Origin of the sequence: Dyella sp. 2HG41-7 (genome assembly GCF_021390675.1) — a bacterium.
GTDB lineage: Bacteria > Pseudomonadota > Gammaproteobacteria > Xanthomonadales > Rhodanobacteraceae > Dyella_B.
This window is the reverse complement of the sequence record NZ_JAJEJV010000004.1, coordinates 507,428-529,532: the sequence shown is the minus strand read 5'-3', so window position 1 is coordinate 529,532 and position 22,105 is coordinate 507,428. Positions and strand designations below refer to the sequence as shown.

At 59.9% G+C, this 22,105-nt stretch carries 21 protein-coding genes; 12 read left to right on the top strand and 9 right to left on the bottom strand.

Annotated elements, in window-relative coordinates:
• The 4 genes from fmt to L0U79_RS03735 all read left to right on the top strand — a co-directional run bounded on the left by fmt (position 1) and on the right by L0U79_RS03735 (position 5,062).
• Entirely contained in the window at positions 1 to 927 is a 927-nt protein-coding gene (fmt, locus tag L0U79_RS03750; RefSeq protein ID WP_233843823.1) for a methionyl-tRNA formyltransferase, read from the top strand.
• Positions 924 to 2,219, top strand: a complete 1,296-nt coding sequence (rsmB, locus tag L0U79_RS03745; protein ID WP_233840548.1) for a 16S rRNA (cytosine(967)-C(5))-methyltransferase RsmB — start codon at positions 924 to 926, stop codon at positions 2,217 to 2,219. The genes fmt and rsmB overlap by 4 nt, the downstream gene beginning before the upstream one ends.
• Before the next feature lie 151 nt (positions 2,220 to 2,370).
• Positions 2,371 to 4,098 carry a glycosyltransferase family 39 protein gene (locus L0U79_RS03740; protein WP_233840547.1) on the top strand — a complete coding sequence of 576 codons (1,728 nt, stop codon included), beginning with the start codon at positions 2,371 to 2,373 and terminating at the stop codon, positions 4,096 to 4,098.
• The gene (locus L0U79_RS03735) at positions 4,085 to 5,062 is read left to right on the top strand and encodes a glycosyltransferase (protein ID WP_233840546.1); all 978 of its coding nucleotides are present in this window, start codon (positions 4,085 to 4,087) and stop codon (positions 5,060 to 5,062) included. The genes L0U79_RS03740 and L0U79_RS03735 overlap by 14 nt, the downstream gene beginning before the upstream one ends.
• Before the next feature lie 2 nt (positions 5,063 to 5,064).
• Here the strand turns inward: L0U79_RS03735 and L0U79_RS03730 are convergent, their stop codons facing one another.
• Genes L0U79_RS03730 through L0U79_RS03720 form a run of 3 tightly spaced genes read right to left on the bottom strand, consistent with a single transcriptional unit; the run spans position 5,065 to position 8,002 of the window.
• Positions 5,065 to 5,895: a glycosyltransferase family 2 protein gene (locus tag L0U79_RS03730; RefSeq protein WP_233840545.1), complete on the bottom strand. Its 831-nt coding sequence runs from the start codon at positions 5,893 to 5,895 to the stop codon at positions 5,065 to 5,067.
• Positions 5,892 to 7,106: an O-antigen ligase family protein gene (locus L0U79_RS03725; protein WP_233840544.1), complete on the bottom strand. Its 1,215-nt coding sequence runs from the start codon at positions 7,104 to 7,106 to the stop codon at positions 5,892 to 5,894. Before L0U79_RS03725 ends, L0U79_RS03730 begins: the two co-directional genes overlap by 4 nt.
• Positions 7,103 to 8,002, bottom strand: a complete 900-nt coding sequence (locus L0U79_RS03720) for a glycosyltransferase family 2 protein (protein WP_233840543.1) — start codon at positions 8,000 to 8,002, stop codon at positions 7,103 to 7,105. Before L0U79_RS03720 ends, L0U79_RS03725 begins: the two co-directional genes overlap by 4 nt.
• A 225-nt stretch (positions 8,003 to 8,227) precedes the next feature.
• Between L0U79_RS03720 and L0U79_RS03715 the strand changes: the two genes are divergently transcribed.
• The 4 genes from L0U79_RS03715 (at position 8,228) to L0U79_RS03700 (ending at position 12,192) form a co-directional block, all read left to right on the top strand.
• Complete coding sequence (locus tag L0U79_RS03715) at positions 8,228 to 9,046, top strand: glycosyltransferase family 2 protein (protein ID WP_233840542.1); 819 nt, start codon at positions 8,228 to 8,230, stop codon at positions 9,044 to 9,046.
• A 3-nt stretch (positions 9,047 to 9,049) separates the two neighbouring features.
• Positions 9,050 to 10,075 (top strand): CDP-glycerol glycerophosphotransferase family protein, encoded by a 1,026-nt coding sequence (locus tag L0U79_RS03710; RefSeq protein WP_233840541.1) that lies wholly within the window; start codon positions 9,050 to 9,052, stop codon positions 10,073 to 10,075.
• Between the two features lie 69 nt (positions 10,076 to 10,144).
• Positions 10,145 to 11,878: a glycosyltransferase family 39 protein gene (locus L0U79_RS03705; protein WP_233840540.1), complete on the top strand. Its 1,734-nt coding sequence runs from the start codon at positions 10,145 to 10,147 to the stop codon at positions 11,876 to 11,878.
• Complete coding sequence (locus tag L0U79_RS03700; RefSeq protein ID WP_233840539.1) at positions 11,875 to 12,192, top strand: tetratricopeptide repeat protein; 318 nt, start codon at positions 11,875 to 11,877, stop codon at positions 12,190 to 12,192. Before L0U79_RS03705 ends, L0U79_RS03700 begins: the two co-directional genes overlap by 4 nt.
• Before the next feature lie 185 nt (positions 12,193 to 12,377).
• Here L0U79_RS03700 and L0U79_RS03695 read toward each other — a convergent pair whose 3' ends face one another.
• Positions 12,378 to 13,256: a lipid A biosynthesis acyltransferase gene (locus tag L0U79_RS03695; RefSeq protein WP_233840538.1), complete on the bottom strand. Its 879-nt coding sequence runs from the start codon at positions 13,254 to 13,256 to the stop codon at positions 12,378 to 12,380.
• Positions 13,257 to 13,629: 373 nt separating this feature from the next.
• On the opposite strand from L0U79_RS03695, the gene dtd reads away from it, so the two are divergent.
• Together dtd and rpoD are read left to right on the top strand one after the other, a co-directional pair.
• Complete coding sequence (dtd, locus tag L0U79_RS03690) at positions 13,630 to 14,070, top strand: D-aminoacyl-tRNA deacylase (RefSeq protein WP_233840537.1); 441 nt, start codon at positions 13,630 to 13,632, stop codon at positions 14,068 to 14,070.
• 163 nt (positions 14,071 to 14,233) lie between these two features.
• The gene (gene rpoD, locus L0U79_RS03685; protein WP_233840536.1) at positions 14,234 to 16,099 is read left to right on the top strand and encodes an RNA polymerase sigma factor RpoD; all 1,866 of its coding nucleotides are present in this window, start codon (positions 14,234 to 14,236) and stop codon (positions 16,097 to 16,099) included.
• Positions 16,100 to 16,435: 336 nt separating this feature from the next.
• Here rpoD and L0U79_RS03680 read toward each other — a convergent pair whose 3' ends face one another.
• The 3 genes from L0U79_RS03680 to L0U79_RS03670 form a co-directional block, all read right to left on the bottom strand.
• Positions 16,436 to 16,807 (bottom strand): ester cyclase, encoded by a 372-nt coding sequence (locus L0U79_RS03680; protein WP_233840535.1) that lies wholly within the window; start codon positions 16,805 to 16,807, stop codon positions 16,436 to 16,438.
• A gap of 526 nt (positions 16,808 to 17,333) precedes the next feature.
• A complete protein-coding gene (locus tag L0U79_RS03675; RefSeq protein WP_233840534.1) occupies positions 17,334 to 17,753 on the bottom strand; it encodes a hypothetical protein in 420 nt (139 codons plus the stop codon).
• Positions 17,754 to 18,118: 365 nt separating this feature from the next.
• Positions 18,119 to 19,420 (bottom strand): hypothetical protein, encoded by a 1,302-nt coding sequence (locus tag L0U79_RS03670; protein WP_233840533.1) that lies wholly within the window; start codon positions 19,418 to 19,420, stop codon positions 18,119 to 18,121.
• A gap of 186 nt (positions 19,421 to 19,606) precedes the next feature.
• On the opposite strand from L0U79_RS03670, the gene L0U79_RS03665 reads away from it, so the two are divergent.
• Positions 19,607 to 20,032, top strand: a complete 426-nt coding sequence (locus L0U79_RS03665) for a helix-turn-helix domain-containing protein (protein WP_233840532.1) — start codon at positions 19,607 to 19,609, stop codon at positions 20,030 to 20,032.
• Here L0U79_RS03665 and L0U79_RS03660 read toward each other — a convergent pair.
• Positions 20,024 to 20,527, bottom strand: a complete 504-nt coding sequence (locus L0U79_RS03660) for a hypothetical protein (protein WP_233840531.1) — start codon at positions 20,525 to 20,527, stop codon at positions 20,024 to 20,026. The genes L0U79_RS03665 and L0U79_RS03660 overlap by 9 nt on opposite strands.
• A gap of 337 nt (positions 20,528 to 20,864) precedes the next feature.
• Entirely contained in the window at positions 20,865 to 21,404 is a 540-nt protein-coding gene (locus L0U79_RS03655) for a hypothetical protein (protein WP_233840530.1), read from the bottom strand.
• Between the two features lie 129 nt (positions 21,405 to 21,533).
• Between L0U79_RS03655 and L0U79_RS03650 the strand changes: the two genes are divergently transcribed.
• Positions 21,534 to 22,103: a TetR/AcrR family transcriptional regulator gene (locus tag L0U79_RS03650; protein ID WP_233840529.1), complete on the top strand. Its 570-nt coding sequence runs from the start codon at positions 21,534 to 21,536 to the stop codon at positions 22,101 to 22,103.
• Positions 22,104 to 22,105 lie beyond the last annotated feature (2 nt).

The following is a 22,105-nucleotide window of genomic DNA, read 5'->3' as shown; positions in this document are numbered from 1 at the left end:
TTGCGCATTGTTTTTGCGGGCACGCCGGAATTCTCCGTCCCATGTCTTGAAGCATGCCGAGCGAGCGGCGCTGAAGTCGTTGCCGTTTATACGCAACCGGATCGCCCCGCTGGCCGTGGCCGCAAGCTCACACCCAGTCCCGTGAAGCAGGCGGCGCTCGCCGCAAATATTCCGGTCGAGCAACCCGAATCGCTGAAAACCGTCGAAGCGCGCAATACGTTGGAAGCGTATCGCCCCGACTTGATGGTCGTCGTTGCATACGGTTTGATTCTTTCGCGCAAAGTGCTCGCGATTCCGCGCCTCGGTTGTTGGAACGTACACGCAAGTCTGTTGCCACGCTGGCGCGGCGCCGCGCCGATTCAACGCGCGATTCTCGCCGGCGATGCAGAATCCGGCGTCGATCTGATGCAGATGGAAGCTGGGCTCGATACCGGCCCTGTGTTGCTCGAACGTCGCACCGTCATCACGCGTGAGGACACCGGCGGCACGCTGCACGATCGTCTTTCCGTTCTCGGCGCGGATGTACTCGCCGAAGGTTTGCGCCGCACGTTGGCAGGCGAAATGCTGCATGCGACGACGCAATCCGATGACGGCGTGGTCTACGCGCACAAGTTGGAAAAAACCGAAGCGCGCCTCGATTTTTCGAAGCCGGCGATCGCGCTGGAACATCAAGTACGCGCGTTCGACCCCTGGCCCGTCGCCGAAGGCGATATCGCCGGCGAAAACGTGCGTATCTGGGCCGCTCGCGCCATCGATCAATCGCACGATGCAACGCCCGGACAAGTGATCGGCGCACAACGCGATGGCATCGACATCGCCTGCGGCGAAGGCGTATTGCGCGTCGCGGCGTTGCAACGCGCGGGCGGCAAACGCATCAGCGCGGTCGATTACCTCAACGCACGTCCCGAATTGCGTCAGGCGCGATGAACGACACGCGCGCCCTCGCTGCGCAAGCGCTGGCGGATATCGCGCTACGCGGCGTATCGCTGCGCGAAGCGATGGATCAGCGCGCACCGAAGCTGCGCGATCCACGCGACCGCGCCTTGCTTACTGCTTTGTTGAGCGATGGCGCGCGCTGGTGGTTGCGCTTCGACGCCGCGCTCGATCGCTTGCTGGATAAACCGCTGCGCCGCAAAGAACCCGAAGTGCATGCGTTGCTGGTGCTTGGCATCGTGCAGTTGGAAATTCTGCAAATGCAGGATTACGCCGCCGTCGCCGCTACCGTGGAGGCCGTGCGCGCGTTGAACCGTCCGCGTCTGGCCGGATTGGTGAACGCCATCCTGCGTCGCTGGCAGCGCGAACGCGTCACGCTGTTGGCCCAATTGGATGCGCAAGCACAGACGCGCTACGCGCTTCCGCCGTGGCTGACCGACACCATCGCTACCGATTGGCCCACGCACGTGGAAGCCGTGCTCGCCGATAGCAATCGCGAACCGCCGTTGATGTTGCGCGCGAATCGTCGCCGTGCTGCGCGCGATGTGCTGATTGAGCAACTTCGCGCCGCCGGTTACACCGCCGACGCGCATCCCTGGCTGGTCGACGGCATCGTGCTGCCGCATAGCAGCGATGTGACGCGCATGCCCGGCTTCTCCGATGGGTTATTCGCCGTGCAAGATGGCGCTGCGCAAGTCGCGGCCGATCTGCTCGATATTCACGATGGTCAACGCGTGCTCGACGCGTGCGCCGCGCCGGGCGGGAAAGCGTGTCATGTGTTGGAACGCGCGAATATTTCGCTTACCGCTGTCGAATTCGACGCACCGCGCGCTGCGCGCATTCGTCAAAACCTGGAGCGGCTAGGTCTACAGGCCGATCTGCGCATCGGCGATGCGGGCGATCCCTCCGCCTGGTGGGACAAGCAAGCTTTCGATCGCATCCTGATCGACGCACCTTGCTCGGCGACTGGCGTGTTGCGTCGTCGACCGGATGTGCGTCTGCATCGTCGCGCCAGCGATATCGATACGCTGGTCGCGCAGCAACAGCGAATTCTGGCGGGGCTGTGGCCGTTGCTCGCGCCGGGCGGACGTCTGGTCTATGTCACCTGCTCGCTGTTGCGTGCAGAGAATGAAGCGGTGATCGCGCATTTCTTGAAAGATCACGACGATGCGCGCGTTGTGCCCGTGCAACTTCCGGCGGGACAACCTGCAGCGATCGGCTGGCAAATCCTGCCTGGCGATGACGATCTCGACGGCATGTACTATGCCGTGCTTGAACGGCGGTGATGCCGATGCATGCCTCAAGCAACTCCCTCCCCTACGTGCAGTAGGGGCGGTTGGGGTGGGGTGAAGTCCCCACAACTTGCGGCAAGCTCGGACCACCCCCTCCCAACCTCCCCCTGCAAGCAGGGGGAGGAGTAAGTACTCGGACGCTTGCATGTCGATCACCGCTGCCACAACTCAGGAACGCCGCCAGTTCTGGCTACTGGTCTTCTTCGCCATCCTGATCCTCGGCGTCGGTATCGGCCTGCGCGATCCCTGGCCGTCCGACGAACCCCGCTACACGCTCGCCGCGAAACAAATGGTGGAAAGCGGCGACTGGTTGTTCCTGCATCGCGGCGTGGAGCTTTACGCAGACAAGCCGCCGATGCTGATGTGGTTGGAAGCCGCCAGTTTCGAGCTGGTGCGGAACTGGCGCATCGCTTTCATGCTGCCGTCGTTTCTCGCTGCGCTGGGCACGCTGTGGCTCCTCTATGACCTTGGTCGACGTCTGTGGGATCGCAAGACGGGCATGTACGCCGCGATGGCGGCGCTGATGTGCATCCAGTTCGTGTTTCAAGCCAAGCGCGCGCAGATCGATCCGCTGGTCGTGTTCTTCATTACTGCAGCGAACTGGGGCTTATTGCGTCATACGTTGTGCGGACCGAATTGGCGTTTGTACTGGTTCGGCTGTTTTTGCGCAGGCCTCGGCGTCATCACGAAGGGCGTCGGCTTTCTCGCGTTGTTGATGTTGGTGCCTTACGCGTTCGCTGCGTTCGGTCGATGGAACGGTGTTAGCGCGATGAACAACGGCGCGCGGTGGCATTGGCTGCTGGGCCTCGTCGCCACCTTGTTCGCGATCGCGTTGTGGTTGGTTCCCATGCTGCTGGTCGCGCGCGCGCACGCCGACAATCCGGTGTATGCGGCTTACGTGCACAACATTCTTTTCCATCAAACCGCGGGCCGCTACGCACATGCGTGGCACCACATCCATTCGGCGTTCTTCTATCTGCCGTTGATGGTCTACAACTGGCTGCCGTTGTCGCTGACCTATCCCGGCACGTTTCCGCGTTGGTGGAATGCGTTGAAAGCCAAGGATGCGCGCATCCTGCTGCCGCTGGGATGGATCGTGCTGGTGCTCGTGTTTTTCAGCGCATCCGCCGGCAAACGCGACGTGTACGTGCTGCCTATCGTGCCGATGCTGGCGTTGATCACTGCACCCTATCTTGAAGCGTTGCTCGCCACGCGCTGGCTGCGCGTGCTCGGCGCTGCGTTTCTGCTTGTGATCGGCGGCTGCATGCTTGGGCTGGGCGTTTACGCATTAACGGCGCATCCGGCGTTCGCCACCAAGCTCGCTTACGATCGCGGTTTCAATGGACCTGCGGACAGCTTGTGGTGGATGTGCATCGTTATCGGCGCCGCGCAGTGGTTGGCGCTCGCCATTTTCCGCTTGCGTCGCGTGCACGTCGCGGTGGCCAGCGGCATGCTGGCGCTGTGGCTGGTGTGGGGACTGTGGGCGTATCCATTGCTCAACGACAGCAGTTCGTCGGCGGAGCTTATGCAACATGTCAGCGCGCGTTTGAGTGCACAAGACGAAGTAGGTTTGGTCGATTGGAAGGAACAAAACATGCTGATGCTCGACCGGCACGCGATGGACTTCGGTTTCAGCGCGCCTACATCGCAGCAGTTCGTGCATGCCGTGCAATGGCAGGCTGCCGCGCCGGCTACGCGTTGGCTGTTCGCACAAGATCCATCCATGGGCGAATGCGTAGATCGCCGCAAAGCCATCAACGTCGGGCACGCCAATCGCCGCAATTGGTGGCTGTTCAAATCCGACGCGGCGATCCAAGGCTGCGTACCTAAGAATGCCGACGAAATGCCGGAGCCCGACGATGCCGCAAACTGATCGCACCATGCTGCGTTGTCAGTTAATTGCCCGCGACAACGCCGCGGGCCTCAGTCGCGATCTGCCACTCTTGGCGGACGCACTGCAAGGTACGAGTTGCCAGACGCAGACCACCGGTTTGCCGCATCGCGGACGGTTCGCCGAATGGTTGACGCGTATGACACTTGCGCGCAAACCGCCCGCGTTCGACGTAAACGTAATGCTGGAACGCATCCGCCCCGAATTTCTGCGCGGCGCGAAGCGCAACGTGCTGATACCGAATCCAGAATATTTTCGGCCACAGGACAAAGCCGCGCTGTCGATGGTGGATGCGGTGTGGGTGAAAACCCATCACGCCGAGCGCCTGTTCCAACAGCTTGGCGCAACCACACGTTTTATTGGCTTCACTAGCACGGATCGATACGACGCCAGCGTCGCGCGTCGCTACACTTTCTTTCACGGCCCGGGGCGCAGCGGCAACAAAGGCACGCAAGCCTTGCTCGAGCTATGGCGCAAGCATCCCGAATGGCCGATGCTCACCGTGGCCTGGCGTCGTAAACGCGTCGAGATCGAAACGCTGCCGGCAAACGTCACCCTGATTCGCGACCATCTCAGCGACGCCGATTATCGCCGTTTGCAAAACGAACATCGCTTTCACCTATGCCCGTCGCAAACCGAAGGTTTCGGCCATTATTTGGTCGAAGCGATGAGTTGCCGCGCAGTTGTCGTGACCTTAAATGCCGAACCGATGAACGAACTGGTGAGCGTCGAGCGCGGCTTGCTGGTGCCCGCGCAAGCCATTGGCACGCAAGACCTCGCCACGACGTATGGCTTTACCGAAACCAGTATGGAAGCGGCCATCGAACGATGCTTGAGCATGGATGTTTCGACGGCCGAAGCGATGGGCGAAGCCGCGCGCGCTTGGTTCGAACATAACCATGCGCATTTCCCGCAACGATTACAGAACGCATTAGCCGCGCTGTAGCGCTAGCTGTTGACGAATTCCGCGGTGTGCTGATCGATGCCAAGCTCGCAACGCACAAGGCGCTGCTCGATGCTCGCCTTGAGCAACCGATTGTTCGGCAAATCGGGATCGTTCAAGTTTTCCTGCTGACGCGTGGAGTGCTCAAAGTGCATCGCCAGCGCGCACCACTTCAGCGCTCGGCGGCGCAAACCTGCGTTCTCCAGTCTCACGACCAACTCGCGATCTTCCGCGCCATAGCCTTCCATGCGCTCGTCGAAGCCGTTGACGCGCAAAAGATCCTCACGCCAGAAACTCATATTGCAGCTCATCACGCGGCCGCCGTTGCGCGAGCGCGCTTTCCAACGCGCCAATAACGGCTGGCGAAACGCGTAAAGCCGGCGTGTACCGTCGAACTCATGAAAGTTCGCTTTTACCCACGGTGCGTAAACCGGCTCGCCGCCCGCAAGGAGGCGTTGGCTTTCCGCATCGTTCGCCTTGAGTCGACCGCCCTGCAGAAAAAAACCAGGCTCGGCCATCATCAAGTGGTCGGCGATAAATCGGGGATGGATCATCATGTCGCCGTCCAGCAGCACGATGTAATCGCCTTTGCTCGCCGCAATACCGCGGTTGCGCGAGCGCGCGGCGCGGAAGCCCAAATCTTCCTGCCACACATGCCGCAACGGCACCGGCAAGCTTTCGCTGGCGCGCGCAATCAGCACAGCGGTTTCCGCACCTGAACCGTCGTCGGCGATCAACACCTCGTCAGGAAGACGCGTCTGCATCGCCACACTTTCCAGCACGCGCGCCAACGCGGCCGGCCAGTTGTAGGTGGTGATAACCAGCGAAACGTTCATGCCGAGCGCTTTGCGGGGTTCGGCCGAGCGAAGGTCCAGCTCAGCGCCAGCGGTAGCCACGTAATCAACCAGCCGGGTCGCGGACTATCCAACAGGTGCGGCAGATCGAATTCCACGGCGATCGAACCGAACACCCACAGGCCAAGCACGATCAAGCCAAGCGCATCGTGCCGATGACGCCATGCACGCCAGCCGAGCGCCAGCCAAATGCCGAGCCACATCAGCACCGCCGGCAAACCCAGTTCGATGGCGAGCTGCGCGAACATGTTGTGCGCGTGATCGAGCGTTTCGTTGCCGGCTTCGATGGTGAACGCCGTGCCCTGCCCCAAGCCGCGCAACGGATGTTGCAGAAACATATCCAACGATTTCGCAAAGATTTCCGGGCGCAGCGACAAACCGCGCTCCATCAGCACATGGAATCCGGCGACGACACCCAATACGCCAAGGACGCAGATCACGCCCGCATACAGCCACGCGCGCCGACCGCCGCGGCACAGCACCATCACCACCAGCGCGCCGAACAACGCAGCCCAGGCGCTGCGCGTAAACGTAAGCAGGATAAACAGCGCGAGTGTGCTGATCGCCAGCCACTTCACCGTCACCCAGCGCCAACCTTCCGCGCGCCAAGGCCACAACCAGATCAATCCCGCGCCCATGCCGGCCGCCGCGAGATTGGCGTTACCCATCACACCGATGCCGATCAGACGATCGTCCGTGGGCGGATGCAGCGCAAATTCGACGATGTCGAACACGGACACCGCGGCGAGCACCAAAGCGCAATTGACCAGTAGCCAACGCGTACGCGCTTCGTTTCCGCCGAAAACCCAATGGCAGGCGATCAGAAACAAAAAGATGCTGAAATCGCGCATCGCTTCGTCGCCGCGGTGCGGCGCGTGACTCCACGCCAGCGACACGCAACCCCACGCCAGCAAGGCGATCACCCACGGCATCGTCGGCATCTTGCACACATCGACCACGCGCTTGGGTCGCATCGCGATCAGCGCCAGCGTCGGCAGCCACATCGTCAACGCCAAAACGATTTGATACGCCTTGCTGGGATTGAACGAAATGCTGGACGGCATCACCGCCATGCCAATGATGAGCCACGCCATGCCCGCCATCAGCAAGCGCTGCAACACCACCACGATGGGAGTGTTGCCCTGCGGGTTCCTGCTTTCCGTTTCCGTCGGAAGTCGCAACGGAGCGGTCATGCGCGTTGGCTCCCTGGCTTGCGGATATCCGCCGCCGGCGAGAGCACAAAATCCGCGAGATGCGCGTCTAGACCAAACTCGCTGCGCACCAGATGGCGTTCCGCGCTAGCGAACAAGAGTTTGTTGTTGGGCAATTCCGGATCGGCCGGATCCTGCGACGACACCGAGGCGTGCTCCAAGTGCAGCGCCAGCGCCGCAAATTTGATTTGCGAACGGCGCAATCCCGCATTGCGTAAACGAATATCGATTTCCAAATCCTCGCTGCCGTAACCGTGCATCCGCTCGTCGTAACCGTTGACGCGCAGCAGATCCTCGCGCCAGAAACTCACATTGCATCCCATCGGATGACCGGTGGAACGCGACTTGATGCGCGCCAGCCACGGCAACCGCAACGTGTGATGTCGACGGCCGAAGTGATACGTGCTGCGATCGTTGTCGTCGCGGAAATACGCATCAACGAACCAACCAAAACGCGGTTGACCGCCAGCGAGCAGGCGATCGGTTTCGGGAACCGTGGTGCGGATGCGCGTGCCCTGCAAAAACCGACCTTGCTGCGCGAGGCTCAGGTGATCCTCCACGAAGCGCGGATGCGCCAGCATGTCGCCGTCGAGCTGGATCACGTATTCGCCATGCGCGGCGGCAATCGCGCGATTGAGGATGCGCGCCTTGCGAAAACCCTCGTCCGCTTGCCACACGTGACGCAACGGCACCGGAAAGGTCTTGGCGATCTCGGCCAGCAATTGGGCCGTGTCTTCGCGCGATCCGTCGTCGGCCACGATCACTTCATCTGGCAGGCGGCTTTGCTTGGCCAGACTGCGCAGCGAAAGGGCCAACGCCTCCTTCCAGTTATAGGTGGAGACCATGACGGTAACGCTGGCCACGGCAGACTTGGGCATGACGATCTCGGTTTCCAATACGACTCACGAACGCCGATGCATCATTTCGCCATGCGGGCCGGCACATTTCGAGCTCACGAGAGGCCAAATGTGGTGAGCCGCCCGTGCGGCGCGCATCTTACCTTACCCTATAACGCGAGAATGGAACGTCGCCGGAACGCAGCACACCTAGCCGTGACCCGGCTCACACCCCTCGGCACGTCGGATGCCCGCTAGAATGCGCGCATGGCGCCCCTTCTACCCATCACGCTTGTTGTGATCACCCGCAACGAAGCGCAAAAAATCGCGCGTTGCCTGGACAGCGTGCCGTTCGCTGCCGAAAAACTGGTGGTCGACAGCGGCAGCACCGACGATACCGTGGCGATCGCGCAAGCCCATGGCGCGCGCGTGGTGCATCAGGATTGGCTGGGTTTCGGGCCGCAGCGTAATTTTGCTGCCACACAATGCCGTCACCCTTGGATACTCGCGCTGGATGCAGACGAGTACCTCACGCCCGAACTCGTCGACGAACTGCAACGTCGCCTGCCGGCCTTGATGGAAAGCGACGCGGCGGCGGCGATTCTGCGCCGGCATCTCATCTACATGGGCAAGCCCATGCGCTGGTACCGCCCTGCGGTCGGCGAAAAGATGGCGCGTTTCTATCACCGCGACCGCGCGCGCTGGAACGATGTGCGCGTGCACGAGTCGCTGCAATTCAGCGGCGCATCGGTCACCTTTCATGCGCCGTTTCTGCACGACAACAATCCCAGCCTGGTGGAGAAGCAGCTTAAAGTGCTGCTTTACGCCGAACTGAAATGTCGCGACTGGCTGGACAAGAACAAGCCGACTCGCATGTGGCAAACACCCTTCGTGTTCGCGCTGGCGTTCTTCAAAGACTACGTGTTGCGCCTCGGCTTTCTCGACGGTTGGCGCGGTTACGCCATTGCGCAAACGGCCGCCAGCTACGCGGCATACAAGCGCATGCGTTACTACGAAATGCGCCAGAATCCCGCCTCCCGCGACACCGCTGCCGCCGCGCTCACGCGTAGCGGACTGGATCATTGAACGATGCCGAAGCACTACCTTCTCTACGGATCGGAACGTTACGCGCTGGCCATCCTGCGCCCGCTGCAAGACGCCATCCGCGCGCGTGGCGATGAAACCGCCTGGTTCTTCGACGGTCCCGGCGCGGAAGATCTGGTCGAAGGCGAACGCCTGCTCAGCGTGCAGGACGTGCGCAAGTGGAATCCCATCGCGGTGATCACGCCCGGCAATCATCTGCCGCATTTCTTTCCCGGCGTGAAAGTCGAGGTGTTCCACGGCTTCGACGCAGGCAAACCGCGACATGTCTACATCCGCGGATTCTTCGATCTGTACTGCACCACCGGTCCGCGCGATACGGAGAAGTTCGGCGCGCTCGCGAAACAACTCGGGCATTTTGCGGTAACGGAAACGGGCTGGCCGAAAGTCGATCCCTTTATGAAGGAAATCGCCGGGCCGCTTCCACCCGTGCGCACCCCGCGCGTCATTTTGTATCACTCCACCTTCTCGCCATCGTGGAGCGCAGCGGAAACCTTGTACGACGAAGTGAATCGTCTTTCGCGCGACGGGCGTTGGCGCTGGATCGTTTCCTTCCATCCCAAGATGAACCCGGAGACGGTGGCGAAGTTCAAGTCGCTGCAGAACGCGTATCTGACGTTCGCCGAGAACGACAATATTCTCGAACTGTTCCCGCAGGTCGACATGATGTGTTCGGATACATCGTCTGCGTTGAACGAGTTCCTGCTCACCGGCAAACCGGTGGTGACGTTCAAGAATCGCGCGCCCGGTCCGCAGCTGATCGATATCGACGATCCGTCGCAATTCGAGCCGGCCATCGAGCGAGCGCTGGCGCGTCCGCCGGAACTGATGCAGGCGATTCGCGCATACAGCGACGCGATCCATCCTTATCGCGACGGTCACTCAAGTGAACGGGTGCTGGATGCGATCGACGCGTTTATTGTCGCTGGCGGACGCAATCGCAAAGCCAAGCCCTTGAATTTGTGGCGCAAGCTAAAGTTGCGCCGTCGCATCGGTTATTGGGGTCCGGCCTGAATACAGAACCAGTTCAGGCGCTCAAGTTGTTAAAATTCCGATTACATCAACACGGATGGCCTTAGAAACGTGTCTCCTACTCACTATCGCCGTTCTGAAGTGTTACGCAGCGTGTGGCCGTGGCTGCCGTTGTGGACCGTTGTCGCGCTGATCGCGATCTTTTCGCATGGCCCGATGCCGCTCTACTCGACGCGCACGCTCGCCGTGGCGTGGGACATGTGGCGCGACCATCACTGGCTGGTGCCGCATATCAACGGCGAGGCGTACAGCGAGAAAGTGCCGCTGCTGTACTGGCTGATTCATGCCGGCTGGTTCGTGTTCGGCGTCAACGACGTGTGGCCGCGCGTGCTGGAAGTGATTTTCGGCGGCGTGCAGCTGGTGCAGGTGTCGATACTCGCGCGTCGTCTTTTCCCGGAGCGCCCGTGGGTGTCCAAAGCGGCGCCGTGGATGTTGATGGCGTTGTCGTACGCCTTCCTGTTCGGCCTGCAAGTGATGTACGAAGTGCTGCTTGCCGATTGCGTGCTCGGCGCGCTGCTGTGCTTGACGCCAACCGTGCGCCGCAGCGAACCGCGCTGGTTGTTGTTTGGCGTTTTGATCGGCGCCGGCCTGCTCACCAAGGGACCGGTGATGCTGCTGCATATCGCGTTTCCGTGGCTGCTGGGCCCGCTGTGGAACGATTGGGCGCGCGAACATCGCGCACGTTGGTACGGTCGCGGTGCGTTGTCGGTGCTGTTGGGTTTCGCGTTGTTGGTGGCGTGGGCGGTACCGGCCGGCTTCAGCGGCGGCGATGCGTATCGCCACCGTTTGTTCTTTACGCAAACCGCTGGTCGCGTGGTAAACGGCGCACAGCACGACGAGCAATTGCAAAGCCATCCCAACTGGTTCGGCTGGTACCTGGTGTGGCTGCCGATGCTGCTGTTCCCGTTCAGCGGTTGGCCGCGCGCATGGGTTGCGTTGGGCACGCTGCGCAAACCGTTCACCAACGGTCTGCGCTTTGCGCTTTGCTGGCTGATTCCTTCGTTCGTGGTGTTTTCGTTGATCAGCGGCAAGCAGTGGTATTACCTGCTGCCGGAATTCGGCGGCTGGATGTTGCTGGTCGCCGGCGCCATCGCGGAATTGCGCGAGCAACGCGTGGCGCTGTCGGAAAACTACTGGCTGGGCAGCTGGATTCTTGGCGTCGGCGGCATTCTCTTCGCCGTAGTGCTGTTCGCGTTGCCGTACATTTCAGCGAGCCAAACGATTCACAGCGAATGGATCGTCGGCGCCGCGCCGTTCAGCCGCACCTTCAGCGTCGCCTTCTTGCTGCTGGGTTGTTTGCTGCTGATGCGCGGACGCGGTGAAATGCGTCGCGTCGCCGTCGCCGGTTTGCTCGGCGCGCTTGCGCTCAACACGCTGTTTACGCTCACGCTGTGGCACAAATACGATTTGAGCCCGACCACCGCGCTGATTTCCTCCGCGCAATCCGAACATCATCCGGTCGCGTTCGAAGGCAGCTACGAAGGCCAATTCCATTTCGCCGGACAGCTCACGCAATCGATCATCGAACTGCGCGACGGGCAAGCGCTGCAGACATTCGCCAGCGATCATCCGGATGGTTTGATCGTGACGCACCCCAATCAACTCGACGCCACGGCCCGTCGTTACGCGTTGCTGGCGCAGCCGTTCCGTTCGTCCTGGCTGGCCGTGTGGTCGGCGCCGACTTTGGCGGCGCTGCGCTCCGGTCGCACACCATCGGAACCGGCACAACCGCCGCGCGTCTTCCCTGCGGGTACCGCGGCGGTGCAGTACGGCGCGGAGCCGTGACATCGCTGATCGACAGCCTGCGCGCGCAGCGCGATGGTCCGCGCGATGGCGCGTTGCTACGGTTTTCGTTGGGGAAAGCGTTGCTTGATGCCGGCGATGCAAAGGGCGCGATGGAAGAACTTCGGCGCGCAGTGGCGTTTGATGCGCATTACTCCGCCGCTTGGAAATTGCTCGGCAAGGCGTGTTTGGCGAATGCCGATGAAGCGGGCGCTGCGGACGCGTGGCGGCAAGGCATTGCTGTCGCGCAGGAACGTGGTGACAAGCAAGCCGAAAAGGAAATGGCGGTGTTTTTGCGCAGAATCGAGCAGAAGTAGGTTCAATTCGCCAGCCATAACCCTACCTCACCGTCATTCCGGCGAAGGCCGGAATCCAGTTAAGTACGCTGTGCGAAGCACGCAAAATCTAAGAAGTTGAGTGCTTCGCACGACACGTTTGTACTGGATTCCGGCCTGCGCCGGAATGACGGTGAGGTATACGAAACTCTTCCGCAAAATAGCCCTCAATATGGACTCGGCCGGTTATCCGCCGAATACCGCTTGTAATGCCACTGATACTGCGCAAACGCGATATTCACGCAGTTCTCCACGCCACGATTGAGCGCCGCGCACGCGCGCGGCAAATCCGCATCGTCCAACCCTTCCGGCGCCGGCAAAAAGTGGATGCGATAACCCTCGCCGCGTGGCAAGCGTTCGGCGAAGGCGAACAACACTGTCGCACCCGTGCGCGCCGCCAAGCGCGGCAACAACACCATCGTCATCGCCTCGCGACCGAAGAACGGCGCGAATTCGCCTTCGCCGGCGCGCGGTTTTTGATCCGGCAGAATGCCCACCGTGCCACCCGCCGCCAGTCGCTTGTACAACGTGCGCACGCCGGCGCCTTCGGCTCGCACTTGTTCCGGCGCCAACGCGCCGCGCACTTTGCGCAGCAGCGCTTCGACCGCGGCGATGCGCGGCGGTCGATACAAAATCGCGATCGGCGTTTTGCGGCACAGCCAGTAATTGAGCAGCTCCCAGCAACCCAGATGCGGCGCCGCGATGATCACGCCCTTGCCCGACGCCAGCGCCGCATCAAACAACGCCTCGCCACGCACTTCGCGCACCAGGCTCAATGCATGCTCGGCGCTGGAGCCCCAGATCTTGACGATCTCGGTGATCGATTTGCCGCCTTCGATCATCGCCTCGCGCACCAGAGCGGCACGCGACGCTTCGTCCAATTCAGGTTCGACGATGCGCAGATTCACCGCCGTATAGCGCGCCATCTTCCCGCCGCGACGCATCGCCAAACGCCCGAACCCCGCGCCGATCGCCTGCAGCCAGCGCAACGGCAACAGACCGAACAAACGCAGTAGCACGTAGACGAGGTAGATATCAGGACGCATGGTTGGGTGTGTAGCGGGCGAACGCGTAAGGGTAAAGGGCGACGAGCCATTGAGCGAATGATTCTTGTCGCTGCGCAAATCTGTCCCCTCCCCTACGTGTAGGGGAGGGCTAGGGTGGGGTTGCCCGCACTTGCATGGAACTCAACAACTTCATAGCAAGCGCGAACGACCCCACCCCGACCCTCCCCTGCCGTCGCAGGGGAGGGAGCTTTTTTCTCAAGCATTGCCGACACCTGCCGTTGATAGGCGTGTGGGCCATCGCCCTCCAAACGCGTCGGACACGCCCCCTCCTCAAGCCGCCTTCCATCTCTTTACCCATCAACCTTTCCCCTGCAGAGTTACCGCCGTCCTCCATGCAATGCCCCGGTCGCCCATGATTGCCTTGATTCAGCGCGTCACCTCCGCGCGCGTCGACGTCGACAACGAAACGGTGGGCGCCATCGGCGCGGGCTTGCTCGCCTTGGTGGCGGTGCAGCCGGAGGACGGGGAAGCGCAAACCAAACGGATGGTGGAACGCCTACTGGGTTACCGCGTGTTCTCCGACGACGCCGGCAAGATGAACCGTTCCCTTACCGATACCGGCGGAGGATTGCTCTTGGTCAGCCAGTTCACCCTCGCCGCCGACACCCGTTCAGGCATGCGTCCAAGCTTTACCAGCGCCGCTTCGCCCGAACACGGACGAACTTGGTTCGAACGCTTGGTGACATTGGCGCGCGACGCACATCCGAGGGTGGAAATCGGACGCTTCGGCGCCCATATGGAGGTTCACCTGGTCAACGATGGCCCTGTCACCTTTTGGCTAGAGGTGCGTTAAGTGCCACAGCAACTGGCCTCTTGTTCGAACACTCACACCCACGCTGAAAACCGCGATTTGGCGCGATTTTTGCGTGTTGGCGTGCCTGAATTTTTCACTTGAAAACTGGTCAAAAAAGCATCACATCGCTATACTGATTGGTTCCTATCCCGCGGCGGTTGGTATGAATAACAAAGCCCACGAGCAACAGTCGGAAATTAAAGCGCTCATCTCCAAAGGTTTGGAGCAGGGCTATCTGACTTACGCCGAAATCAACGATCACCTCCCCGACGACATCGTCGATCCGGAGCAGATCGAAGACATCATGGCGGTGCTCAAAGGCGTCGGTATCGATGTGCACGATGCCGCACCCGATGCCGACCCGCTCGCCGACAACGCGCCGGGTTCCGCCTCCGACGACGAAACCGCCGCCGAAGAAGCCGTCGCGCTGCTCTCCGCCGTGGACGCCGAAGTCGGCCGCACCACCGATCCCGTGCGCATGTACATGCGCGAAATGGGCACGGTCGAGCTGCTTACCCGCGAAGGCGAAATCGCCATCGCCAAGCGCATCGAAGAAGGCCTCACCCAGGTGCAGACCGCGCTGGCCAGCTTCCCGCTGACCATCGAACTGCTGCTGGAAGAATACGATCAGCATCTGGACGGCAAGCGCCGCCTCAGCGAAATCCTGGCCGGCTTCGCCGATCTGGAACAGGCCGCTGACGCCGCCCTGGCCGAAGCCGAACTAGCCGAAGCCGAATCCGATGCCGAAGTCGAGGAAGACGAAGACGAAAACGCCAACGGCGATAGCGACGACGACGATGCCGGCCCCAGCGGCCCCGATCCGGAAGAAGTGAAGCGCCGCATGGAACTGCTGCGCGACTACTACGGCAAGTTCCAGAAAGCCGCGCCCAAGGCCGCCGACATCACCGACAAAAAGGTGACCAAGCTGCGCGATCAGATGGCCGAGGAATTCCTCAAGCTGAAACTGCCGTCTGCGCTGATCGACAGCTTCGTGCGCAAGCTGCGCGAAGTCGTGGGCGACATCCGTCATCACGAGCGCGTGCTGATGGACATCTTCGTCAAGCACGTCAAGATGCCCAAGGCCGAATTCCTCAAAGCCTTCCCCAGCAACGAGGGCAACCTCGAGTGGGCCGAAGAGCTGGGCCGCAAGCGCCAGAAATGGTCGCCGAACATCAAGCATCATCGCGAGGCCATCGACAGCGAGCAGGAAAAACTCCGCTCGATCGAAAAGAAACTGTTCCTGCCGCTCACCGACATCAAAGAAATCAACCGCAGCATGTCGGTCGGCGAAGCGAAGGCTCGTCGCGCCAAGAAAGAAATGGTGGAGGCCAACCTGCGTCTGGTGATCTCCATCGCCAAGAAGTACACCAACCGCGGCTTGCAGTTCCTCGACCTGATCCAGGAAGGCAACATCGGCCTGATGAAGGCCGTGGACAAATTCGAATACCGCCGCGGCTACAAGTTCTCCACGTACGCCACGTGGTGGATTCGCCAGGCCATCACGCGTTCGATCGCCGACCAGGCGCGCACCATCCGTATTCCGGTGCATATGATCGAAACGATCAACAAGCTCAACCGCATCTCGCGTCAGATGCTGCAGCAGTTCGGTCGTGAGCCGACGCCGGAAGAACTGTCCAAAGAAATGGAAATGCCCGAGGACAAAATCCGCAAGGTGTTGAAGATCGCCAAAGAACCGATCTCGATGGAAACCCCCATCGGCGACGACGAAGATTCGCATTTGGGCGATTTCATCGAAGACACCAACGCCAGCTCGCCGATCGACTCGGCCACGGAAACGGGCCTGGTGGAAACCGTGCGCGACGTGCTCGCCGGCCTCACGCCGCGCGAAGCGAAAGTGCTGCGCATGCGCTTCGGCATCGACATGAACACCGATCACACGCTGGAAGAAGTCGGCAAGCAGTTCGACGTCACGCGCGAACGCATTCGTCAGATCGAAGCCAAAGCGCTGCGCAAGTTGCGTCATCCCAGCCGTTCGGAACAGCTGCGTTCGTTCCTCGATATCGATTAAGCAATACGATCATCGCGAAGTAAAAAGCTCCGCAAAAGCAAAAAGCCCCGCAGACGCGGGGCTTTTTGCTTTTCCCCCTCCCCTGCTTGCAGAGACTGCCCCGGACTAGATCCCGGGGGAGGTTGCACGCACTTGCCACAAACCTTACCACCACCTCACGTCGCCCCGGCGCAGGCCGGGGCCCAGTACAAATACGCCGTGCGAAGCACACAGCTTAAAAAGTATCGCGTCCTACGGACGAGTACCTAACTGCCCCTCGGCCTGCGCCGGGGTGACGGTGAGGCATGTTTGAATTTCATTGCCAGAACTAAACATCGATGCGCTCAACACCACGCATCAATGCACATCGTAAAAAAACTGCTCCTGCACAATCTTGTCGTTCTTCACGTGATACACGCAGATCTCCCGCATATCCGTGCGACCGCGCCCTTTCATCGTCGCGTCCAAATGCATCGCCACGCTAAACCAACCATCCGCCACGACAGGATTGCTCACTTCGTTCTTGTGAATCGCCTCGACGGCATCCTGAAACTGATGCCCCTTCGCAAGTATCGCCTTCAAACCTTTCGCATTGCCCATCGGGCCATTCGACATTTCCTGCGGCTCGATGCTGATCGCATCCTGCGCGTACAGCTCGCGCTGCGCTTCCTCGTACTTACCCTCGCGGCACAAACTCACCAGTCGATTCGCAACGGTTTCAGTGCTCATCACGCATCTCCGTCTTTGGGGGGAAGACCAAGAAGCGTAGCCCCGGCTACGTTAAAAATGCCGAAGCACATCGCCCAATCCACCTTAAAAATGGCGTCGAACGACGCGGCGCAGTTCCCACGTCATGCTGTTATCATTCCCCTTTGAGATAGGGCCTATAGCTCAACGGTTAGAGCAGGGGACTCATCGAAAGGTGCCGTCGCGTAGTAATGCGCGAACGGGAACGGGATGAATTCAGGGAAACCTTAGCGACGCGTTCGCGCGGATCGATGGCAACCCTGAGCCAAGCCGGCGGTACACCGTCGGACGGTGCAGAGACTACCTGAGGACTTCAGCGTCCTTCATAACAGGCTCGAGCGTCCCGCACCCCACCCGCACGTGTCGCAACGTCGGAGGGTGAAGAGATAGTCCGCGCCGAAAGGAAACTTTCGGAACACGCGAATCCCTTGGTTCCAGGTTCGAATCCTGGTGGGCCCACCACTTCAAGTCATTCGGCATTTTCTGCTGCGCAACGCAAGCGCCAAGCCTATCCGCGTTTTCCGGCCGCGTGAAACGCAAGCCCTAGACATACAGTAATCGCAACAAACGACACAACCGGCACTACAAAGATAAACGTCCAAGACAGGGCTGCAGACACCACGGACGCCAACAAGAACGAGCCGATCAGAGGTCGAACGCGAAACGCATCCGTCTTCGCCATGGATGCCAACTGCCAGAGCACGATCGCCTGCATAAACAGGTAGACGCTGTTGATATAGCCAAAGCCGAGAAAGAAATCCAAATAGGTTCGGCTGGCGCCCGCTGCATCGAAATGAAACGACCTCATCGCGCGAAGGACATCCGTTTCCCCTGCGGGAGACCAGAAGCTCAACCCGCCGCTGGTATGTCCCACCGCGAGCAACAGCGTAAGGATCGACGCGATTCGCAAGAGAACGGATGGTTTCATGCAATCCTCCTGAGTCAGAACGCTTGACCACCCCACTGACGTAAGAGATCCGGAAGGCTGGATGGCCTACTTTGGACGGGAGGCATCGGCATTCGGGGTATTGCGACGAGCGACCTCAAAGGGTGCGTCGGCTCTGGCAATCTTAAGCAACGCCGGACCTCGAATACATCACTGAAAGGTCCGCTTTCGTTCGAAAGCGGACCTTACTCAGCCTTCCGTATCGTGAGAACGATCGGGCATGTCCACCCGCCGAAGCCGAAGCGGCTTACTGTCGCCACCACACCATGCTGCCTATCGCGGCGTGACCCACACCAAACAGCCTCAGAGATTCCGGAAGTGGTTCAACGACGCTTCGAAAACACGCGTTAGCGCACGAGTTGGCCGCCGGGTCCGGATTTCTTCAAAAGCCGTTTAACCGCGTCCGCTCCAGGAAAATTGGATTGCAGGCACGTCGGTGCGGCCTCTGCAATCGATTCACCCGTGCTTTGCTTCACAGGGGTTGCCAGAAAGGCGTGCATCTCGCCCTGGTGCGGCCCGCTGCATACGATTGCCATGCCTCCGATTTGTCCGCGGTTGTTGATCTTGGCGGCGAAGGTTGCGAACAGGTTGGAACTGGCAGGGAATTGCGTGTTGAGGTCGGTCATCACACCGTTCTGCCAGATGAAAGCATGAGACCAGAAGAAGTTGGCGTTCCACTCACCGCCCACTACTTGGCCTTGGTTGTTGTTACCGAAAGCGATGCCCGCTGCATCTCCCGGCAGCAGTCCGAGCACGGTGGTGAGTTTGGCGGTGCCCGTGCCTTTGACAATCTGCCAAATCGCAGCTGTTTGGGTCGTTCCGTCAGCACTACCGACGGTTCCAACAATTTGGCCCTGGTCGTTGATGTTCTCACCGAAGCCGCCGGTTCCAAGATCAGGAAGCGCAGACGCCGTGCGGTTTTCCCATACGATGCCGTGAATGGGTCCGCTGCAGTTTCCCGAATAGCCTACGGCCTGACCAAGATCGTTGATCCAAAATGCGAAGCCGTCTGGATCTTTATCCACCGTAGGAAGCGCGTGGGCCTTGCCGTTTTCCCACAGCACCGGCAGTTGAACCTGATTATTCATCGTGCCTGGTTGGCACGAAGAGTCCACGGCGCCGTTTTCTGCCATGCCAACGATTTGTCCACGATTATTAATCGCGCTCGCCTCGCCGTTATTTCCGCCGAGTGTTGGGAGCGCGATCATCTGGAACGGCTGCCAAAGAAACGGAAGACACGTAAGGTGCGTGCCAAATCCGCAGATGTCTTCGCCGTTCGGGTCTGGGACGGCCGTTTCGGCATCACCCACGACCTGCGCGAGGTCGTTGATCTCGCCAAAGTTCATCCAACTGTTCGGTCCGCCGAGCGTGCCGAGGTCGACGTAATAGCCGTCGATATTTATCAGTGCGCGTCCGTTTAAAGGTATCCCGGATAACGAATCCCCCTGCCCCGGCAGGAAGTTCCCAGCCATGATCTCCGACCAGCCCTCATTGTTGACGGACATGATCATCGAATAATTGTCATTCTTCGGAACGCCCAGGTCGGTCACTTTGTAGCTCACCTGAGCGTAGGCATTGCCAAAACAAGTCAGAGCAAAAATCGAAGCGCACGGTATCCAGAGATGACGCAGCTGCTTGAACATGTTCATATTTTTGCCTCCTACGAAGTTTCAGTCCCATTCCCCAGGTTCCTGACAACGCAGCCTTCCGCGCGAGCGCCCGCTGGACGGAGCTCGCGTCACGAATACTGGTTCAATAACACAACCAGTTATATGATGCAACCAGTTGTGAAGCCGTAGAATGGGGCTGGGATGTCAATGCGAGTTGGAAGCAGCGTGCGCACGAGTCATAGATCCGAATGCGTCATCAACCAAACGCTCGAAGTGCTTGGCGATCAATGGACCTTGCTCGTCATCCGCGACATCGTTTTCGTTAATCGAAGGCATTTCCGCGAACTCCTGACCCAATCTTTGGAGGGAATCGCGTCGAATATCCTTGCCGATCGACTTCGAAAACTTGTCGAGCAAGGGATCATTACCAAGTCCGATGACCCGACGCATAAACAGAAAGCGATTTACAGCCTTACGGAGAAAGGCATCGCGCTGGTTCCACTTCTGTTGGAAATGGCTGCATGGGGCGACGAGTATTTGCCCGCTTCGAAGTTGCAAGGTCTCGCTCGCACTTTGAAAGAAGGTGGGCCTGAAGTGCGCGCAGAATTTATGGATGAACTTCGGAAAACACATCTTCCGGCATCAGGATGAGCTGCTGTTGTCTTGGAGAAGATGCATCCGCTTGCGAAAGTAGAGTATCTGCGCCGTGAGACCTGCGATAAGCAGCACGCCGAGCGTGGCCATGACACCAAGAAGAATCGGTGATTTCGGATCCGTCACGAACGGATGGCCATCCGGAACGCGACGCAACGTCTCAGAGAGTGTCGGCAGCATAAGTAGAAATGCGGTCAGCGTCAGGCTGATGGTCTCGACATACCCTTTTGGTGTCTGCGACCAAGAGAGTCGCCCAACGCCGTAGCCCACCAACAACAGTGCGAGCGTGGCGCAGGCAACGATGTAGCTTGCCGGCTGATGCGCTATGAGGAAGATGGTCATTCCCCCAATCAGCATGGAAACAAAGTAGATGTTGCCTGCGGTCGAGCGAGGCACGATCCGGCCGAAACGACTAAACATGTAAGCGGCTGCCGGAATGGCAGGCAGGCTGCCGAGTGTGTGTATCCAGCCAAGCGGTGAAATTCCAAACATGTCGATCTTCCTTCTGAACATAGAGGGCGAGAGTGATTCGTTTAGTGCAGAACTCTTCTGCATTCGAACGTGCGTCTACGGCGATTTCGGCATCAACGTCGTTGTTCGATGTCGCTGACTACGATTAGCTCGCTAGCGATTCGGAAAAACCGTTCTGCCTGATGGCGATCCTGCTTGAGATGATCGCGTTTGCTGAACGTTATTCCCGATGCGTTGTGCGCCGTATTGCGCAGGCGGCTGAATCAAAATTCGGACAGCGGGCGCGCTGAGTACAACCGCCCAAATCACAAACCGGAAAATCGCCCGCGCCCGAATCTGCGTACTCACAAGAAGTGCGTCACGACATGGCGAGTGCCGCGCGCTTTTTTTTGAAGGTCAGCCACAACGCCGCGGCCAAGAAGTAGAAGGCGCCAAACCCTGCGTATCCCGTCAGCTGGACGAGACCGGGCGCGACACGGAAGGATTGGTAAATAAAGACGACGCCCGCGAGCGCCGATTGCGCACCGCTGATCATCATGAAAACTTGGCCACCGAGTTTTCGGCGCGAGATGCCCACCACCAACTGAAAAAGACCCGCGAGAAGCGCCCAGCTACCAAACACGAGAACGCCGCCCGCGTTTCCGTGTACGCCGACGGCAATACCCGCGCAAATGGCCGTTATGGCGCTGACGATCATGTTGAACGTTTGGCCTTTGTTGAACAGAAGGCCGCCGCTTTGCTTTGCATCCAACCAGTTCGCATAGGCGTCCCACGCCGGATAAAGCACGAGCAACGCACCTGCGAGCGGCAAAGAAGCGGGCGCGGTGATCACGACCAGCGAGATCCAAGCAACGGCTACGGCGGCCCGTAGGAAATAGAACTGCTGTAACCAGGTCATGGCGCAGGCTCCTAATGAGTAGTATTGCCATCCTACTAGTAGGTAGATATCAGGTCAACCATGAATTTGAGCCGATAACAGGGTCCCTCTGGCATCCAAGGCCATCCTACCTAGTGGTAGGATGGCCTTATGACGACGCAACAGAAACTCATCGACTCGGCCCGTTATCTCATCCAGACGCGGGGCTACAACGGATTCAGCTATGCGGACGTCGCCGACCAAGTCCAGGTACGCAAAGCGAGCATTCACCACCACTTTCCCGCCAAGGCCGACCTGGCCAAGGCCGTCGTGGACGAGTCACGGACGCACATCGAGCACCATGCACGCGCGCTCGCTGAGGCGGGCGTCGATCCCCAACAACAACTCCTCACGTACACGGGTTATTGGGAAAAATGCATCGCCGACGCGTCGGCGCCCTTTTGTGTTGCGGGCATGCTCGCGGCTGAAATGCCGACGCTCCCCAGTGAGTTGGCCGACGCCGTGCGTGCGCATTTTCGCGCACTGACAAATTGGCTTGAAACCGTCTTAAGCACAGGCGCGCAACTCGGCGTCTTTCAATTGCGCAATTCCGTTCGTCAAGAAGCCGAGGCCTTTATGGCGATCGTGTACGGAGCCATGTTAGTCGCCCGCGCCTACGCGACACCTACGACGTTCGCCGATATCGTGCACTTGGAATTCAAGCGGCTTTTGGCGAAGTAGCC

What these genes read in the sequence shown, in the direction of transcription:
- rsmB (WP_233840548.1), top strand. Translation starts at nt 924, where the DNA reads ATGAACGACACGCGCGCCCTCGCTGCGCAAGCGCTGGCGGATATCGCG.
- L0U79_RS03740 (WP_233840547.1), top strand. Translation starts at nt 2,371, where the DNA reads ATGTCGATCACCGCTGCCACAACTCAGGAACGCCGCCAGTTCTGGCTA.
- L0U79_RS03735 (WP_233840546.1), top strand. Translation starts at nt 4,085, where the DNA reads ATGCCGCAAACTGATCGCACCATGCTGCGTTGTCAGTTAATTGCCCGC.
- L0U79_RS03730 (WP_233840545.1), bottom strand. Translation starts at nt 5,895, where the DNA reads ATGAACGTTTCGCTGGTTATCACCACCTACAACTGGCCGGCCGCGTTG.
- L0U79_RS03725 (WP_233840544.1), bottom strand. Translation starts at nt 7,106, where the DNA reads ATGACCGCTCCGTTGCGACTTCCGACGGAAACGGAAAGCAGGAACCCG.
- L0U79_RS03720 (WP_233840543.1), bottom strand. Translation starts at nt 8,002, where the DNA reads ATGCCCAAGTCTGCCGTGGCCAGCGTTACCGTCATGGTCTCCACCTAT.
- L0U79_RS03715 (WP_233840542.1), top strand. Translation starts at nt 8,228, where the DNA reads ATGGCGCCCCTTCTACCCATCACGCTTGTTGTGATCACCCGCAACGAA.
- L0U79_RS03710 (WP_233840541.1), top strand. Translation starts at nt 9,050, where the DNA reads ATGCCGAAGCACTACCTTCTCTACGGATCGGAACGTTACGCGCTGGCC.
- L0U79_RS03695 (WP_233840538.1), bottom strand. Translation starts at nt 13,256, where the DNA reads ATGCGTCCTGATATCTACCTCGTCTACGTGCTACTGCGTTTGTTCGGT.
- dtd (WP_233840537.1), top strand. Translation starts at nt 13,630, where the DNA reads ATGATTGCCTTGATTCAGCGCGTCACCTCCGCGCGCGTCGACGTCGAC.
- rpoD (WP_233840536.1), top strand. Translation starts at nt 14,234, where the DNA reads ATGAATAACAAAGCCCACGAGCAACAGTCGGAAATTAAAGCGCTCATC.
- L0U79_RS03680 (WP_233840535.1), bottom strand. Translation starts at nt 16,807, where the DNA reads ATGAGCACTGAAACCGTTGCGAATCGACTGGTGAGTTTGTGCCGCGAG.
- L0U79_RS03675 (WP_233840534.1), bottom strand. Translation starts at nt 17,753, where the DNA reads ATGAAACCATCCGTTCTCTTGCGAATCGCGTCGATCCTTACGCTGTTG.
- L0U79_RS03670 (WP_233840533.1), bottom strand. Translation starts at nt 19,420, where the DNA reads ATGAACATGTTCAAGCAGCTGCGTCATCTCTGGATACCGTGCGCTTCG.
- L0U79_RS03660 (WP_233840531.1), bottom strand. Translation starts at nt 20,527, where the DNA reads ATGTTTGGAATTTCACCGCTTGGCTGGATACACACACTCGGCAGCCTG.
- L0U79_RS03655 (WP_233840530.1), bottom strand. Translation starts at nt 21,404, where the DNA reads ATGACCTGGTTACAGCAGTTCTATTTCCTACGGGCCGCCGTAGCCGTT.
- L0U79_RS03650 (WP_233840529.1), top strand. Translation starts at nt 21,534, where the DNA reads ATGACGACGCAACAGAAACTCATCGACTCGGCCCGTTATCTCATCCAG.